The sequence below is a fragment of the Paenibacillus sp. JT22N12 genome (assembly GCF_056269365.1).
The window spans coordinates 522468-538329 of sequence record NZ_JBWDNU010000002.1; the positions used below are offsets into that span (position 1 = coordinate 522468).

Sequence of the window (15862 nt, forward strand, 5' to 3'; positions counted from 1 at the left end):
ACATTCAACCAGTTTGTCGGTCCTGACGGTATTTGCCCGGCGTTATGCCTTCTATTTTACGGAACGAACGAATGAAATTTTGTGAATTATTGTACTGCAGTTTTTCAGAAATTTCTTTTATGGACATCGTGGTCTCGACCAAATATCTGATCGCTTTGCTGTGGCGATGCACGGCTAAATACTCGCTGAAGGGGATGCCTACCTCCTTACGGAATACACTGCTTAAATAGTTGGGATTGTAATGCATTCTGGCGGCAATGGAATCCAGCGAAATCTCTTTATCAAAGTCTTCTTGAATAATCATGATGATTTGTTCGGAGATATTCTTGTATTGCGATAATGTCCGTTCTTCAATAGCCACAATAATGGGTTCAATTACGGATTGCCGCAACCAAACCTTGATTTCCTTTGTTGTCCGCAATTTGAACATGCGCTCGAAAACCGACTGATTGTCGGTAAATGGCATGTACTGGATGCCAAGGGAGTGTGTGAGTTGGATAAAGTCGATGAGTAATCGGGTTGTCCAAATTTCGTATTCCTTTGGCCCCATATGATTATTTGATAAATTCAGGTAGAACAAAGCCAATAGCTTGTCTACCTCCTCGCGATCCGCAAGTTTAATGGCATCCGACAATTCGTTCTGCACTTTGGAGGGGAAGAACGTGTGGATAGGATATCCCCCTTGCGGCAGCTCCTGGTAATAGATAATCGCTTTATCTCCCAGACGTATCCGGTTTTTCAAAGCCTCTATGCTTTCTTGATAGGCCTGCTGGGTCGTGGACAGATCAAAGAACGGCAGGCTGATCCCTATGCTGACATCCACATGGAGATATTTGAATATCGTAAGTTGAATATCTTGGGCCAGTAAATAAATATCTTCTTTCAATTTGTCCGGGTCTGCTGCGTTGTTCAGCAAAATGGTTGTTTGAGATTGGTCGATGACGACCGGCGTTAACCGGTGATGCTCGGCAATCAATTCTTCTATAATATTGTTAATTGCAAACAGCAACAGGTCCAAATCATTGTCGTCATACCGCGTTCCTTCCAATGTGTCAATCTGGATCGTAATGACGGACAATTGTTTATATGAATCGGTGAAGCCCAGCGATTGGAGCTTTTCGCTAATTTCCCTGGAGCCCAGTCCGCCCTGGAACAGCTTGAACATGAACAGGATTTTGAGCTGCCCTGTTTGTGTTTGCAGCTGACCCTCGAGCTCGGAAGAGAAATGAAACAATTTCTTGATGGGGTTATAGATTCTCTTCGTTACGATCCAGGCGGTTATGAGCGCAGCAAGCAGCAGCACGATGCAGATCACGGCCGTAAACCAGCCAATTGCACGTGATTCCTTCGTCAGTTCTTTGATGGATATGAAGGATAGATAGATCCATCCGTTGTATTCGGATTTTTGGTAGGTAACGGTAAATTCAGTACTATGATTGTTTATCTGGAATTGGCCGGAAGAGGGCACCAGATCGGATATCGGATCAAGCACGGATAATTTGACATCCACGTCTTTAAGCAAACTCGGATTAGCTTCCAGGAAGATCTGTTGATTCTGGTCCACGATCATTACGGATTCATTGGCCACATCATAGGAAAACATTTTACCAAGATAACAGACGGGGATTTGCGTAATAGCCAGGCCCTTTTTATTCATTGAATTGATGGGCAGTTTTTTGATTAATTGGATATTGGATTGGCAGTTGTCAGAGGCTGCTGAATTATTAATAGGAGAGTCGACCATCCATACAGAATCGAACGGAAGATCGAAGTACCGGGTAAAACGATCCGAGTCTTTGATCTGATCCAGGCGATATAACCCGACATTATCAATAAACCATCCCTTATCCTGACTAAGCAAAATGATATCCGAAATGCCTGTATCGAAGGTTTGGAGATGAGTCAGTTCCTTTCTGATCTGATTGTACTGTTTAAATTGAGTTACAGTGAGGGGCTCGGTAAGGGTATCGATTAACAAGGCTGAGTTGACGAAGTAGGTAAGAGAATGGTCCGTTGTCTTCAATACTTGTTCAACGCTATTTTGAATACCAAACAGGTTCTGCTGCTTTGAATGATTGGCATTGATCTGAATCGTATGCGATGCTTTGAAGTATGAGAATATCCCAATCGTGATGACGGGCAGTGAACCAATGATTACACCAAATAACAGGATTTTTAGAAAATACATATTCGGTTGTTTGCTCATTGATCCTCCTGAAAGAAACTGATGATTGCGTCAGCGGGCGAGACTATAAAGCTTTGATATAATACGATGGATTCGTTACAATAAGTATAGCGCTTACATTCGGGAATTCAATACATATTTGTGCTCTATCATCCTAACCAGGGCAATGGTGAATGAACCAGGAGGAGGTCAAGCAGATGAGAAGCATAGGGATGATAAGACTGTTTGTCTTGACCGGCATATCCATGATGCTCCTTAGCGGATGCTTCTATAATAACACTGCAGATAATGGAAAGACAAAGAAAAAAGAGGACCCATTGGAAATCACCTGGACGGCAATTCTTTATGCGCCTGCACCACCCTCTGATGTTGTAATCAGCAAAATTGAGGAAGCTACAAACACAGAATTGAGCTTTACCTGGGTACCGGACGCGGTAAGTGAAGATAAAATTACAATCGCGCTTGCTTCGCACACCCTTACCAAGGTTGTCACGATTCAAGACATCAAGAGCACTGCCTACTTGAATGCTGCCCGCGGCGGAGTGTTCTGGGAAATAGGTCCATATCTCAAGGATTTCCCCAATCTAAGCAAAATGAATCCGTCGATTCTGCAGGATACGGCCATTGACGGCAAGAACTATGGCATCTACCGGGAACGTGATTTGTCCAGACAAGGGATTATTATTCGTAAGGACTGGCTGGAGAAGCTTGGTTTGCCGGAGCCTGAAACCCTCAATGATTTGTATAATATCTTTGTCGCCTTCAAGGAGCAGGACCCGGATGGCAATCTGATTGATGATACTTTTGGAATACCTGACCGCAATGATTTGGTATTCGGTATATTTAAGACGCTGGCTTCCTACGAAGGAGCTCCGAATAGCTGGGGGTTGAAGGATGGAAAGCTGGTCCCTGATTTCATGTTCAAGGAATATATGGATACGATGAAATTCATGAAGAAGCTTTATGTGGAGAAGCTGATCAATCCGGACTTCGCCGTGACGAGCAAGCAGCAGCAATGGGATTATTTTACGAATGAACATGCCGGTGTGTATATCGGGAATATGGATGATTCCAAGAATCTGAATAGTGCCTTGCTGAAAGTGAATCCCGATGCACAGCTTGATTTGATCAACCGGATCAATGGGCCTGATGGCAAGCCTCATATATGGTCACAAGCCGGGCATAACGGGGTCTATGTTTTTCCCAAATCACAAGTGAAAACAGAAGAGGAATTGAAGCGGATTCTGGCTTTCTTCGACAGGCTGGGGGATCCGGATATATACAGGTTGACGCAGCTTGGCATAGAAGGGATTCATTATAAGGTGATCGGCGAGCGGGTTTATGAAAATATTTCCGGTGCCGCAGCAGCAATCGAGAAGGATGTTCGTCCACTGTCTTCGATTCAGGTTACCGTTCCCGAGCTGCTAAAACCGGATAATGATCCGCTAAGGAAGAAGAATATTTTGTTCAATGCGGACAATGTCAATTTTATTGTTCCGAATCCTGCGGATGCTCTGGAATCGGTCACCTTCAATGAGAAGGGAAATGAATTGAACCAAATCATGGAGGACGCGACCTATGATTTTATTCTGGGCAGCATGGATGAAGCAGGATTCCGGAAAGCCATTGACGTATGGAGCGAGCAAGGGGGGGATCAAGTCATTGACGAGTACAATGACGCATACCATGCAGCTCATTAGGTTAGAGCATTCAGCGATAAAGCAGATCATGCAGGGGACGGTTCGTTAAAAAACGATCATGGTAGCAGCCTTGGCTTGGTTACAGGATCCAGGTGACACATACGGCAGTTTCTTCAATAATAGTACTCTCCTCCTGCAGCCGCAGGGGGTTTTTTACGTGCAATCATTGATGACTGTTGATTGAGGCAAGGCTTGCAAGAATTATATCCACGGGGCAAATGCCCGGTTTCGCGTCATGTGCTCCAGCCTTCGAAAAATCTGGCGCTCTCCTGATTATATCCGGTTATGATGAAAGGATGTTATGCTCGATTTAACAAAGCGTAAAGGTGGAGATTACATGGTGCGAACTATACATGTGGACGAAATTGTCGATAACGTGGCCCGTTTATGTTGGGAGGCCTGCTATTATTTGCCTGCAGACATCGTAGAAGGCTTCAGGAAAGCAGAGCGGACAGAACAATCGCCTTTGGGCAAATCGATCATCAGTCAGCTCATCGAGAATGCTGAATTAGCGGCGGAGCAGCATATGCCTTATTGTCATGATACGGGACTTGCTATCGTATATGCCGATGTGGGCCAGGATGTTCACATTACGGGCGGTCCTTTCCTGGAAGCGATCCAGGCGGGTGTTCGAAAAGGCTACGAGGAGGGCTTCCTGCGCAAGTCGGTGGTCGGCGATCCGCTGCTGCGCGTAAATACAAACGACAATACGCCGGCTGTTGTTCATACGGAAATCGTGCCGGGGGATCAAATCAAGCTGACCTTGCTGCCCAAAGGCGGCGGCAGTGAAAATATGAGCGCCATGAAGTTCCTGCTGCCCGGCGAAGGGGAAGAGGGTGTCAAGCAGTTTGTGCTCGATACCATTATTGCTGCCGGAGGAAAAGCGTGCCCGCCGATTGTAGTCGGCGTTGGGATCGGCGGCTCCTTTGACAAGGTGACGGCGATTGCCAAGGAATCTGTGCTGCGTGAAATCGGACAGCATCATCACGAACCGCATATTGCGAGGCTTGAGAGGGAGCTGCTTGAGCTGGTTAACAAGACCGGAATCGGACCGCAAGGACTCGGCGGAACCAATACCGCACTCTGGGTATCCGTGGAAACCTATGCCTGCCACATTACGGCGCTCCCGGTCGCCGTTAATATTCAATGTCACGCCGCGCGGAAACAATCAACAGTCATTTAGGGAGGAGCTGTACAAGGTGACACAATACCGTGTAAGTACGCCGCTTGCTGAAGATTTCATTCATCAGCTCAAGGCTGGGGATGAGGTGCTGCTCTCCGGCGCCATCTACCTGGCCAGGGACGCTGCACATAAACGAATGATTGCCAGGCTTGAGCTGGGGGAGCAGCTTCCCGTCGACCTGAAAGGGCAAATTATTTTTTACGCAGGGCCTTGTCCTCCCAAACCGGGACAAATCATTGGTCCCATTGCCCCGACGACTGCTTTTCGGATGGACCCTTACGCCCCGGCCATGTACGAATACGGGGTGAAGGGGACGATAGGAAAAGGGCCGCGGGGGGATACGATCAAGGAGGCCTGCATGCGGTACAATGCCGTTTCTTTTGCGGCAATTGGCGGACTCTCCGCGGTACTTAGCCAGAAGGTGAGGGCCGTTGAAATTGTTGCTTATGAGGATCTGGGTCCGGAAGCGATCCGCTGGCTTCTGGTGGAGGACTTCCCGCTGCTGGTCGCTTATGATGCTCATGGAAATGATCTGTACGAACAGGAAATCGCAAAATACAGACAGCTATAAACCATTCGGAGGTCGGAGAGATATGAGAAATGTGATGGTAATCGGGGACAGCATCTCTATCCAATATGGTCCGTTTTTGAGTACGCTGCTTGCGGGCAGGTTCTGCTATGACCGAAAGCGCGGCGGGGATCAGACGATGGTCGATCTCGATAAAGCCATGGGCGCCAATGGCGGAGACAGCTCGATGGTTTTAAGCTATTTGAAGTCAGAATGCAAGAGCGGCGTGCGTTACGATATTTTGCTGCTGAACTGCGGGCTGCACGATATGAAGACGGATCCGCAAACCCGTGCCAAGCAGGTTCCGCTTGACTGTTACGAGGATAACCTGAAGGAAATAGCCAAACTTGCCATGGAAATGGCAAACGGGGTAGTTTGGATTCGGACGACAGACGTCGTGGAGGAGCTTCATAATAGTCCAGGCAAAACGTTCCACCGGTTCCATGAAGACGTCTTGCTTTATAATGCAGCGGCTGACTCCATCTTCGCAGAACTGGGAATACCCCGAATCGACCTGTACAGCTTGACAAGGAAATTCGGAAACTCCGCTTATTGCGATCACGTTCACTTTGTAGATGAGGTGCGGCGGCTGCAAGCGGCATTTATAGCGGGTTTCCTGGAATCGCGATTTGACAATAGCGCAGCCGGCAGTTAACACCTCTAAATGATTATGCGGAGTCGCTCTTATGATTATCAGGCTGGATGAAGCCTGATATACCGCTTTTTGAAAGCGCATCCATTTTGACTCTCTAGTGATTGTATCCGGTTACGACAGGTGATGGTATGCTCGGCTTAACACGAACCAGTCATACAAACCATGTATGCAGAAAGGATGGTCAAATCATTGAAAGCGCTATCGGCAAATAAACCGAATCCCATGGTTACGCCCACGGCTGGAGACTTTCTCAAGAAACGGTTGATCAAAAACCGCTGGATGTACTACATGCTGGCGCCGGGTATTTTGTATTTTCTTATTTTCAAATATGCGCCTATGTGGGGCGTGCTCATCGCTTTCCAGGATTATTCGCCCTTTACCGGTTTCTTGAAAAGCTCTTGGGTCGGCTTCGAGCATTTCCGCATTTTCTTCAGCGAGCCCGAGTTTTGGATGCTGTTTAGAAATACATTTATTCTGGCGGTCTATAATATTTTATTCTTTTTTCCGCTTCCCATTATTATTGCGCTTTTGTTGAACGAGGTGCGCAAGGAGGCATACAAGCGGGTTATTCAAAGCTTGATTTATATTCCCCATTTTATTTCCTGGGTCGTCGTCGTCGGGCTTGCCTATATTCTGTTCACCACCGAAGGCGGCATTGTGAATGAGCTTATCTTTCAATATGGCGGGGAAAAGATTAATTTTCTGCTTAATCCGGATTGGTTCCGGGTGATGATCGTCAGCGAGTCGATCTGGAAGGAAACCGGATGGGGCACGATTCTATTCCTGGCTGCGCTGTCGGGTGTCGATCCCCAGCTGTATGAAGCGGCCCGGATGGATGGAGCCGGCCGGTGGAAGCAAATGGTTCATGTCACGCTTCCCGCGATTCAAAGCACGATTGTGGTGCTGCTCATTCTTCGCATGGGATCTTTTCTGGATACCGGATTTGAGCAGATATTCCTGATGCTTAATCCTATGAATCGGGAGGTCGGAGAGGTATTCGAGACGTATGTGTATGAACGCGGCATCCAGCAAGGGGATTTCAGCTATTCAACGGCGGTCAATTTGTTCAAATCGGCCATCGGCATTATTTTGGTGGTCAGCTCTAATTACTTCGCCAAGAAGATGGGCGAGGAAGGCATCTATTAGAAGTACAACGTCTATCGCTGGCAGATAAGGAGTGGGTAACATGCGTAAGGGATCGCTTGGCAGCAGATTGTTCGATATCGGCAACAACACCTTTCTGGGTCTGTTCGGTCTGGCCACGGTGCTTCCGTTTATTTATGTCGTCGCAGGCTCGTTCACCTCACCTCAGGAATTTATCACCAGGAAGATTGTGTTGTTCCCGCATGAGTTTTCCCTGGAGGGATACATCTATATTTTCTCCACAAGCGTGCTCCTCACAAGCCTGGGGGTAACGATCTTTATTACGGTCACCGGAACTGCGATCAATTTGCTGTTTACCTGCCTGATGGCCTATCCGCTGGCCCGCAAGGATCTGGACGGACGGCGGATCATCATGCTGGGGGTCATATTCTCGATGCTGTTCAGCGGAGGAATGATTCCGACGTTTCTGGTCGTCAAGTCATTGGGGATGATCAATTCCTATTGGTCGCTGCTATTGCCCGGAGCGATCAGCGCATTTAACCTGATCGTGCTGAAGAACTTTTTCCAGCAGATGCCGGAGGGGCTGGAGGAAGCAGCCAAAATCGACGGCTGCAATGATCTGCGTATCTTGTGGCAAATCGTATTGCCGCTCTCGCTCCCGGCCATTGCCACCTTCTCGCTATTTTACGCGGTTAACCACTGGAACTCCTTTTTCCATGCGGTCCTGTATATCAACGACAGCTACAAGTGGCCGATTCAGGTGTGGCTGCGGCAAATCGTTATCCTATCGTCGGGCGGGCTGGGCGATTCGGCGACCTTTGATTCCAACTATATCGTTCCACCGAGTCAGATTATCAAGATGTCCGTCATCGTCATATCCACGCTGCCGATCCTGTGCGTCTACCCGTTCCTGCAGAAGCATTTTGCCAAAGGAGCCTTGATCGGTTCTGTTAAAGGATAAGAAATCGTTTTTTCAGCAGAAGGAGGTTCTATGAATAATCTCTATCAGATGGAACGATCACCACCGAAGCCAAGATGCGGAAACGGCCAACAACGAAACGATAACCCGGCCGATCGGGCACCAAAACAGGATAATTTGAGAGGTAAACAGAGATAACCGAAACGGATCGATAAAGCAGTGACCAATAGCCAATTTTGAAACGGAGGATGAAACATGTCAGAGAGCGTAACTCAAACAGCCTTAATCGAGGATTGTCTTGCCATTATGCTGGTATCGGATCAAATCTGCGAAGCTTTTAAAGAGGTGGCCCAAGGCCATGAGAATTTTGCCCAGTTCGGCAGCGTAACAGACATCTCCGCGGGCTTTCCGGTCCAACTATTGGAGAAATACCGTGACAACTGGGACTCCCATAAGAAGCCTGAAGAGGAAATTGGCTTCAGGTCTGCCCCGCTTGTACCCAAAACCAAACCGGAATCCATCCTGGCGTTTGTTCTTGGCTGGTTATGCCACAGGGCTGCCGAGCATCACCTGAAGCCGGAATCGGCAGAATCCGGAATGTACCGTGACGCTTTTCTTTTCCACCGCTTGTACGTGAATAACAGCAATACGCCTGAACCCTACAGAACAGAGGTATACGATAAAAGGGCCAAAAGCCTGCCTGCCTCAGCTTCCATCAACAGTCTGGATGTGCAGGAATTGTTCCAGGTTATACAGCAGCGCCTTCTCATCGAGATGCATACCTTCGTTCCGGATGTTGAAGATATTGAAGGCTGGCTCGACAGGCTGCATGCCAAATTTCAGGAGCGGGCTGCATATATGGACCGCTATGCGGAAGCTGTAATGAACCCGGACCCGGCGAAGGTGCAGCAGCTTGTGACGGATACGAACTTCTATGACGACGAGGATGCGATTATTCAATTGGCTCAAGCTGTCCGGCAGGGAAGGAAGCCGTCACAGGAAACGATCGAAGCGGCGTTCGCAGCCGAGCCGGGGAGCAGCTATGCGAAGGCCTTGAAGGAGGGTTTCGGCAACCTGCGCAGTGCCAGCGTGTTCTTCTCAGGCGGGATTGAATCGAATAAATTGAACAAGCTTTTGGCTGTCTAGCGAAAAAGGTCATGCAGCGTGGATACGGGCTTGCGGTTTAATCCAAAAAACCATGGGGGGTTCATTACATGTCCATTCAATGGAAATCGAAGTACTTGCTCAGTCTTGCCGGAAGTATTCTAATCACTGCAGCGTTAGCCGGCTGCAGCAGCCCAGGTCCCTCGGCATCCGATAAGCCGCAGGGGAACACGCCTGCGAATGAGGAGAAGCCGTTTGTTATTACTATGATGAATTTGTCTGTATTATCCGAGCCGCCCAAAGAAAACGACCCGATCATTACCGCCGTAGAAAAGCTGACCAACACCGATTTGCAAATTCAATGGGTTCCCAACGGCACTTACGATGAAAAGGTAAATGCCACTATAGCTTCAGGTCAACTGCCGATGGTTCTGCTCGTTGGTTCCCCGACCCCATCCCATATTAAATCCGCCATGAAATCCGATCAGTTTTGGGAAATCGGGGCTTATCTCAAGGATTATCCTGATCTGGAGAAAGCGCTGAACCCGGAGGTTTTGAAAAGCACCATGGTCGGAGGTAAAGCCTATACGATCAACCGCGCCCGCTCGCTGGTCGGCGATGGCATGATTTACCGTACGGATTGGCTGAACAAGCTTGGCTTGAAGCCGCCGGCCACGCTGGATGAAATGTATGAAGTGATCAAGGCGTTTGCAACCGAGGATCCGGACGGCAACGGAAAGGCGGATACCATCGGTCTTGCCGAAGAAAAAGGCCTTCGCGGCTTCAAGTTCATATTGGCGGCAATGGGCGGCGGAAACGTATGGGAAGTCAAAGACAACAAAATCGTGCCTGCCCATGAAAGCCAGGCTTATATTGACGCCATGGACTGGTATAAACGGTTGTATCAGGAAAAGCTGATCAATCAGGATTTCGCGATCACGGAGCGGGTGCAAAATATCGATAACGGCAATAAAGGGCTCTTCGGCTTTCGATTGGGCGACAACGACTTTGTTGCCCGCCATACCGAGCTGTTCAAGCTTAATCCCAGTGCCGAGATGGACACCTCAAGCATCCTTGAAGGCGTAAACGGGAAGAAGCTGCTGATGGATGCAGGCGTGTCGGGAGCCTTTGTCATCCCGAAGCAAACCGTCAAGACGGAAGCGGATTTGCGGCGGATTCTGCAATACTTCGATAAGCTTTCCACCAAAGAGGGTCAAAATATTTTCGAATGGGGCATTGAAGGCGTCCACTATTCCGTAGCAGACGGGAAAGCGACCCGTACGCCGGAGCAGGCCACCAAGTATGCGGCAGAGGTAATACAGATGCAGCAGGCTATGCAGGTTGCCGACGGGTCGCTTGCCATGGAGGGCACATTGGATAAGTACACGGCAAAATTTAAAGCGGCCAAAAAAGAAGCGGCAGCCATTCCGGATATATTCGTAGTCAATCCGGCCGCGGCTTACAGCTCGGCCACGTATGATCAAAAACGCACACAGCTTGATAAAATTATTAATGACGCGCGGATTAAATATATCATGGGTGAAATAGATGGCAAGGGCTGGCAGCAAGCGCTTGACAGCTGGACGCAATCCGGCGGCGATAAAGTGCTGGAGGAACTGAACAAGGAATATCAGGCCGACACGAACAAGCAATAGCTCATAGGCACGGCCGCGAAATTTAAGGAGGGGTAGAGCCTGAATAAGCTATATAGCGATTTGTCGTATTTGCACCTGGACGGTTCCCTGACCAAAGCCAGAAGTCATGTAAGCACGGAAGAGCTGGAGGAGGCGGCAAATTCTGCGGTCTTGAAGGTGGATGATCTGCGCTCACCGGTCATTATCGAATCGATGGAGCTGCTGTTCAATAACGGGTTATATTTCCTGAGGTCCCGGTCAAAGGACGGCTCCGAGGGGGTGGCTGTGGCCAGCGAGCGGGCGGTATATTTGCATCCTCTTCTCAAGCAGCTGATTCTGCCGTATTTTATCGGTAAGGATGCCCGGGATTTGGAGCAGCTGCTGGAAGGGGTATATGTGCACCAAAGCAACTATAAGCTTTCGGGTCTTGCTTTGTGGTGCTGCATCTCATGGGTGGAAGCCAGTCTGCTAGATATGCTAGGCAGGATAAGCGGCAAGCCTATTGGCGCTCTCCTGGGAGAGGTTGTACGGAATGAGATTCCGATTTACGTTGCCAGCGGGAACCGGGGAACTACGCCGGAAGAGGAAATTGAGGTGCTCCAGGGGAGAATGGAGGAAACAGGGGCCAAGGCCGTGAAATTCAAGGTGGGCGGCCGGATGAGCAAAAATGCGGATTCAATCAAAGGACGCTCGGAAAGCCTCATCTATATGACCCGGAAGGTTTTTGGCGACCGTATCGCCATCCACGCGGACGGAAACGGCTCCTATGACCCTGCTGCAGCCATCAAATACGGAAAAATGCTAGAGGAAATCGATGCGTTTTTCTATGAAGAGCCGTGTCCCTTCGAGCATCTGGAAGATACGAAGGAGGTTGCAGATACTCTGGATATCCCCATGGCATTCGGTGAACAGGAAACCAGCATCAGGCGCTTCAGATGGATCATCGACAACGATGCCGCTCAGGTTGTTCAGCCGGACCTGCAGTATAATGGAGGTTTCATAAGGAACACCCGGATAGCCAGAATGGCCGCTCTAAAAGGGATTCCGGTCACACCGCATATCTCTGGCGGCTTCGGTTATGTATATGTGCTTCATTATGCTTCGTATATACCGAATATCGGGAAGTTCCAGGAGGATAAATCGGGCATTAAACAGACCGGTTTCTTATTCCCGGACATGGAGGTCAAGGACGGCATCATCAAAGCGCCGACAGGTCCGGGTTTGGGCATGGACGATTCCACGGTTAATGCTTTACTGCGCAGAGCGTATTTATTTTAAAAATGATTATCTAGGGATTGTTCCTTGTTACGATTGTTACTGTCCAAGATGGAAGGCCCGCTATACAATAAGAATAGACGGAGGATGAGACATGTCTGAGAATGTTACCCACACGGCGGTAGTAGAAGACTGCTTTAATCTGATGTTTGCATCGGACACGATCTGTGAGGCTTTTAAAGAATCGGGCCGCAGCCACATCCAGTTCTCGCAATTCGGCAGCGTAACGCGCTCCGGAGATAAATTTACCATTCCGCTGCTGGAGAAATACCGGACGAACTGGGAGGAACGCAAGGATGAGGAGCAATTAGGGTATAAGCTGGCCTTTGTTCTTGGCTGGCTGTGCCACCGCGCGGCTGATCGTCAGATGAAGGTTGTATTTCGTGAGGCGGAACCGGAATCGAGGGAGTTCCCGACGGACTGCAGCATTTATCACGACGCCTTTATTTTCCACAAATTATACGAAAACAACAGCCGCACGCCGTTTCCGTACAGAACGGCAAACTTCGAGACCGGCATGGGAGGCCTGCAGGCGGCACAGGCGGTCAACGTGAATGATGCGGCGGATACGTTCCGCTTTATTTGGCAGCGTACGCTTATCGAGCTGCAGACGTTTACGCCCGATACGGACAATGTGGAGGTCTTTTTCGAAAAGCTGCATGCCAGGCACCAGGAGCAGACGATCCAACTGGACCGCTATGCGGAAGCGGTGGTGACACCGGTCCAGGGCAAATTGCAGCGGTTTGTGAAGGACACCAACTTCTATAACGAAGAGGATGCGATTATCCGGCTGTCCCAGGAGCTTCGTCAGGGAGCGAAGCCTTCCCCAGAAGAAATTGAAAAGGCCTTCGCGGAAGAACCGACAAGCCATTATGCCCAGGCAGTGAAAATGGGCTTCGGGTATTTGCGGAGTGCCAGCGCCTATTTCATGGGAATCATCGACCAGGAAACATTGAAGGATCAATTGGATGTAGGCAAGAAGGGCAGAGACGGCCAGTCGGTTTAACCTATTATCCCGCAGCAGCGATAACCAGCCTCAAGCAAATGAACCGGCTCTTGCAAGTAACCGTTAAGGCCATGCAGCGGTGGGAAGGAAGCATCGTTTATTAATCAAGAGGACGATCCTGTCATTACAACTGCACAGAACAATCATCCATATTGCTTACAGGTTGGTTTTACTGCTGTATAAATAGGTGGTGGCTGCTCATGTTTAAATTCAACAGATATCTGACAAAGATGATTGTGTTCACAATTGGAGTCAGTACGCTCCCAATCATTTTGCTCGGCCTGTTTTTTTACACGAGGACCTCTGGAACGATTCAGGAAAAGGTTAATGAAGGGAACATTCTTATTCTGGAGCAGACACGTCTGCGCGTGGAGCAGGTGCTGGTTACGCTCGATCTTCAGATTGCGCGCCTCTCGGACAGCACCTTGGTTATGGAAGTGCTGGATAATGGCATTATTCCATCCCAATTTATTCTCGTTCGAAACATATTAACCTCCATGTCGCAGGTCCAGACCTTTGATGTCGGCGTACAGGATATCCACTTGATCAATTTAAAGAAGAACTGGATATTAAACAGCGGCGGACTCAATAAGCTGTCGGATTCGGAATCTTCACAAATATCGGGCTATCTGAACATTAACAATGACAAGTTCTGGATTGCCGGTCAGGAGCGTTTGCTCCATAACGATAGCAGCGCAGCTGAACCAAGCCTCACCACCATTAATCTGGTTAAAAAAATTCCCGCTTTTTCCGAGAATCCGGATGGCATGTTTATTGTCGAAATCCCCAGCAAGCAGCTGCGCAGCTACTTGTCCAACAACAATACGCTGGGAGAAGTTATTATTCTCGATGAGTCCTACCATGTCCTTGCCACCCAGAACGAAACCATGCAGATGGAAGGGGAGAGCCTTAATACGCTGATAGCCAGGCTGCGGAAATCGGAAGAGCCATCCGGTTTATATGAAGCCCAATATGGCGATAAACAAGTTGGCGTTGCGTTCCAGCGCTCCTCGTTCAATGGATGGGTGTACATATCCGTCATTCCCATTGAGCAGATCCGCTTTGAGTCAAGAAGAACGGGATGGATCATACTGGCCACCTGTATTATAATGCTGTTTATAGCGGTTATTCTTTCTCTTACCGGCTCACAGCGTATGTACGCTCCGATTCAAAGGCTGTACCAATCCCTAATTGCCAACCAGGACAAGGGACGAAGACGGATTGATGAATTTCATACGATCAATGAGGGCTTCACGCGCATGCGCAATGTTCAAGTGCAGATGGCGGATCAAATCAAGAACCACATCCGGCAGCTGGAGGAGTATTATGTGCTCAAGCTGGTAAGGGGGGATATGAAAGCTTCAGAAATCAATGAAAAGCTGGGGCATCTGAATATCGGCTTGAACAAATGGAAACGGATGGCTGTGCTCACGATCCAAATCGATACCTTGAAGGGCACAAGGTACAGTGAAAGGGACAGCGAGCTGCTGCTTTTTGCTATAAGCAATATGGTAGGCGATCTTATACCGCAGCATAACCGGCTGGTTCCCATTGTCGTACAGTCCTCTCAGGTAACGCTCCTCTTTGATGATCCGAATTCGACAGAGGAATTCCGAACCTATATGTATGCGATTGCCAAAAAGGTTCAGGACGAGGTCGAGAATTATTTGTCGCTGCGGATCAGCATCGGAATCAGCAGGTCTTACGGCGGACTCAAGGATGCCAACAGAGCTTATAAGGAAGCGATGGATGCACAGAAGTACAGGGTGCTGTTTGGACAGCGAACCATTCTTCACATTGATGACGTGCAGCCGGTCCAGAATGTGACTACGGAATATCCGAAGGAGCTGGAACGGCAAATATTTGATGCCGTCAAGATGGCGGACCGCGAAAAAACCCGGCTGCTGCTGGATCCCTTCTTCGAGGAAATTTCCGGTCAATATCAAAATTATAACGACTATCAAATTGCGGTTACGCGGTTTTTTGTCAATCTGATCAGGCTTCTGCAGGACAGCGGCATCTCCCATTTCGAGCTGCTCGGAGGCGATCCGCCGCTCATGGAACAGTTGTATGCGCTTGCATCGGTTGAAGATGTGCGGAACTGGTTTAAATTCCAGATTATCGAGCCTATGGTATGCGTGTATGAACAACAGCGGAAAACGAAATATCAAACCATCTCCCAAGAGGTAGTGCAGATGATTCATGATCATTATGATACCGACATCAGCCTTGAATCGTGCTCCAACCTGCTTAATTATCATCCCAGCTATATCGGCAAGGTGCTCAGGCAGGAGATGGGGATTAGCTTCAGCGACTATTTGATGCAATACCGGTTAAATAGAGCAAAGGAAATGCTGGAGGATACGGATTTGAAAATATCCGAAATCGCGGGAAAGCTGCGATACAACAATTCGCAGAACTTTATTCGATCTTTCCGGAGGCTGGTGGGGATGACGCCCGGAACCTATCGCGATGAATACATCGATAAGCTGTGTAATGGCCAGAAGCTTTGAGGAGAACGTTTCGCAC

Annotated in this window: 12 protein-coding genes; 11 read left to right on the top strand and 1 reads right to left on the bottom strand. The window is 48.7% G+C overall.

What is annotated here, in order from left to right; translation table 11 throughout:
- Nucleotides 1-4: 4 nt before the first annotated feature.
- Complete coding sequence (locus AC0YOA_RS07940; RefSeq protein ID WP_475786145.1) at nt 5-2206, bottom strand: helix-turn-helix domain-containing protein; 2202 nt, start codon at nt 2204-2206, stop codon at nt 5-7.
- Between the two features lie 176 nt (nt 2207-2382).
- Between AC0YOA_RS07940 and AC0YOA_RS07945 the strand changes: the two genes are divergently transcribed.
- From AC0YOA_RS07945 to AC0YOA_RS07995, 11 genes are all read left to right on the top strand, one after another.
- Nucleotides 2383-3885 carry an extracellular solute-binding protein gene (locus AC0YOA_RS07945; protein WP_475786146.1) on the top strand — a complete coding sequence of 501 codons (1503 nt, stop codon included), beginning with the start codon at nt 2383-2385 and terminating at the stop codon, nt 3883-3885.
- A 337-nt stretch (nt 3886-4222) separates the two neighbouring features.
- Nucleotides 4223-5068 (top strand): fumarate hydratase, encoded by an 846-nt coding sequence (locus AC0YOA_RS07950; RefSeq protein ID WP_379114022.1) that lies wholly within the window; start codon nt 4223-4225, stop codon nt 5066-5068.
- 16 nt (nt 5069-5084) lie between these two features.
- Nucleotides 5085-5639, top strand: a complete 555-nt coding sequence (locus AC0YOA_RS07955) for a FumA C-terminus/TtdB family hydratase beta subunit (RefSeq protein ID WP_475768367.1) — start codon at nt 5085-5087, stop codon at nt 5637-5639.
- 22 nt (nt 5640-5661) lie between these two features.
- Nucleotides 5662-6291, top strand: coding sequence for an SGNH/GDSL hydrolase family protein (locus AC0YOA_RS07960; protein WP_475786147.1), 630 nt, complete (start codon nt 5662-5664; stop codon nt 6289-6291).
- 222 nt (nt 6292-6513) lie between these two features.
- On the top strand, nt 6514-7437 hold the full coding sequence (locus AC0YOA_RS07965) for an ABC transporter permease (RefSeq protein WP_475768426.1): 924 nt from the start codon (nt 6514-6516) through the stop codon (nt 7435-7437).
- 40 nt (nt 7438-7477) lie between these two features.
- A complete protein-coding gene (locus AC0YOA_RS07970) occupies nt 7478-8356 on the top strand; it encodes a carbohydrate ABC transporter permease (RefSeq protein WP_210037914.1) in 879 nt (292 codons plus the stop codon).
- 213 nt (nt 8357-8569) lie between these two features.
- Nucleotides 8570-9460: a hypothetical protein gene (locus AC0YOA_RS07975; RefSeq protein ID WP_475786148.1), complete on the top strand. Its 891-nt coding sequence runs from the start codon at nt 8570-8572 to the stop codon at nt 9458-9460.
- Nucleotides 9461-9528: 68 nt separating this feature from the next.
- Nucleotides 9529-11073 (top strand): extracellular solute-binding protein, encoded by a 1545-nt coding sequence (locus AC0YOA_RS07980; protein ID WP_475786149.1) that lies wholly within the window; start codon nt 9529-9531, stop codon nt 11071-11073.
- A 60-nt stretch (nt 11074-11133) separates the two neighbouring features.
- Nucleotides 11134-12330 (top strand): mandelate racemase/muconate lactonizing enzyme family protein, encoded by a 1197-nt coding sequence (locus AC0YOA_RS07985; protein WP_475786150.1) that lies wholly within the window; start codon nt 11134-11136, stop codon nt 12328-12330.
- A 91-nt stretch (nt 12331-12421) separates the two neighbouring features.
- Nucleotides 12422-13333, top strand: a complete 912-nt coding sequence (locus AC0YOA_RS07990) for a hypothetical protein (protein WP_475786151.1) — start codon at nt 12422-12424, stop codon at nt 13331-13333.
- Between the two features lie 200 nt (nt 13334-13533).
- Nucleotides 13534-15846, top strand: coding sequence for a helix-turn-helix domain-containing protein (locus AC0YOA_RS07995; protein ID WP_475786152.1), 2313 nt, complete (start codon nt 13534-13536; stop codon nt 15844-15846).
- Nucleotides 15847-15862: the final 16 nt, after the last annotated feature.

Coding starts and splice junctions, on each gene's coding strand:
- AC0YOA_RS07940 (WP_475786145.1), bottom strand. CDS start 2,206: ATGAGCAAACAACCGAATATGTATTTTCTAAAAATCCTGTTATTTGGT.
- AC0YOA_RS07945 (WP_475786146.1), top strand. CDS start 2,383: ATGAGAAGCATAGGGATGATAAGACTGTTTGTCTTGACCGGCATATCC.
- AC0YOA_RS07950 (WP_379114022.1), top strand. CDS start 4,223: ATGGTGCGAACTATACATGTGGACGAAATTGTCGATAACGTGGCCCGT.
- AC0YOA_RS07960 (WP_475786147.1), top strand. CDS start 5,662: ATGAGAAATGTGATGGTAATCGGGGACAGCATCTCTATCCAATATGGT.
- AC0YOA_RS07965 (WP_475768426.1), top strand. CDS start 6,514: ATGGTTACGCCCACGGCTGGAGACTTTCTCAAGAAACGGTTGATCAAA.
- AC0YOA_RS07970 (WP_210037914.1), top strand. CDS start 7,478: ATGCGTAAGGGATCGCTTGGCAGCAGATTGTTCGATATCGGCAACAAC.
- AC0YOA_RS07975 (WP_475786148.1), top strand. CDS start 8,570: ATGTCAGAGAGCGTAACTCAAACAGCCTTAATCGAGGATTGTCTTGCC.
- AC0YOA_RS07980 (WP_475786149.1), top strand. CDS start 9,529: ATGTCCATTCAATGGAAATCGAAGTACTTGCTCAGTCTTGCCGGAAGT.
- AC0YOA_RS07990 (WP_475786151.1), top strand. CDS start 12,422: ATGTCTGAGAATGTTACCCACACGGCGGTAGTAGAAGACTGCTTTAAT.
- AC0YOA_RS07995 (WP_475786152.1), top strand. CDS start 13,534: ATGTTTAAATTCAACAGATATCTGACAAAGATGATTGTGTTCACAATT.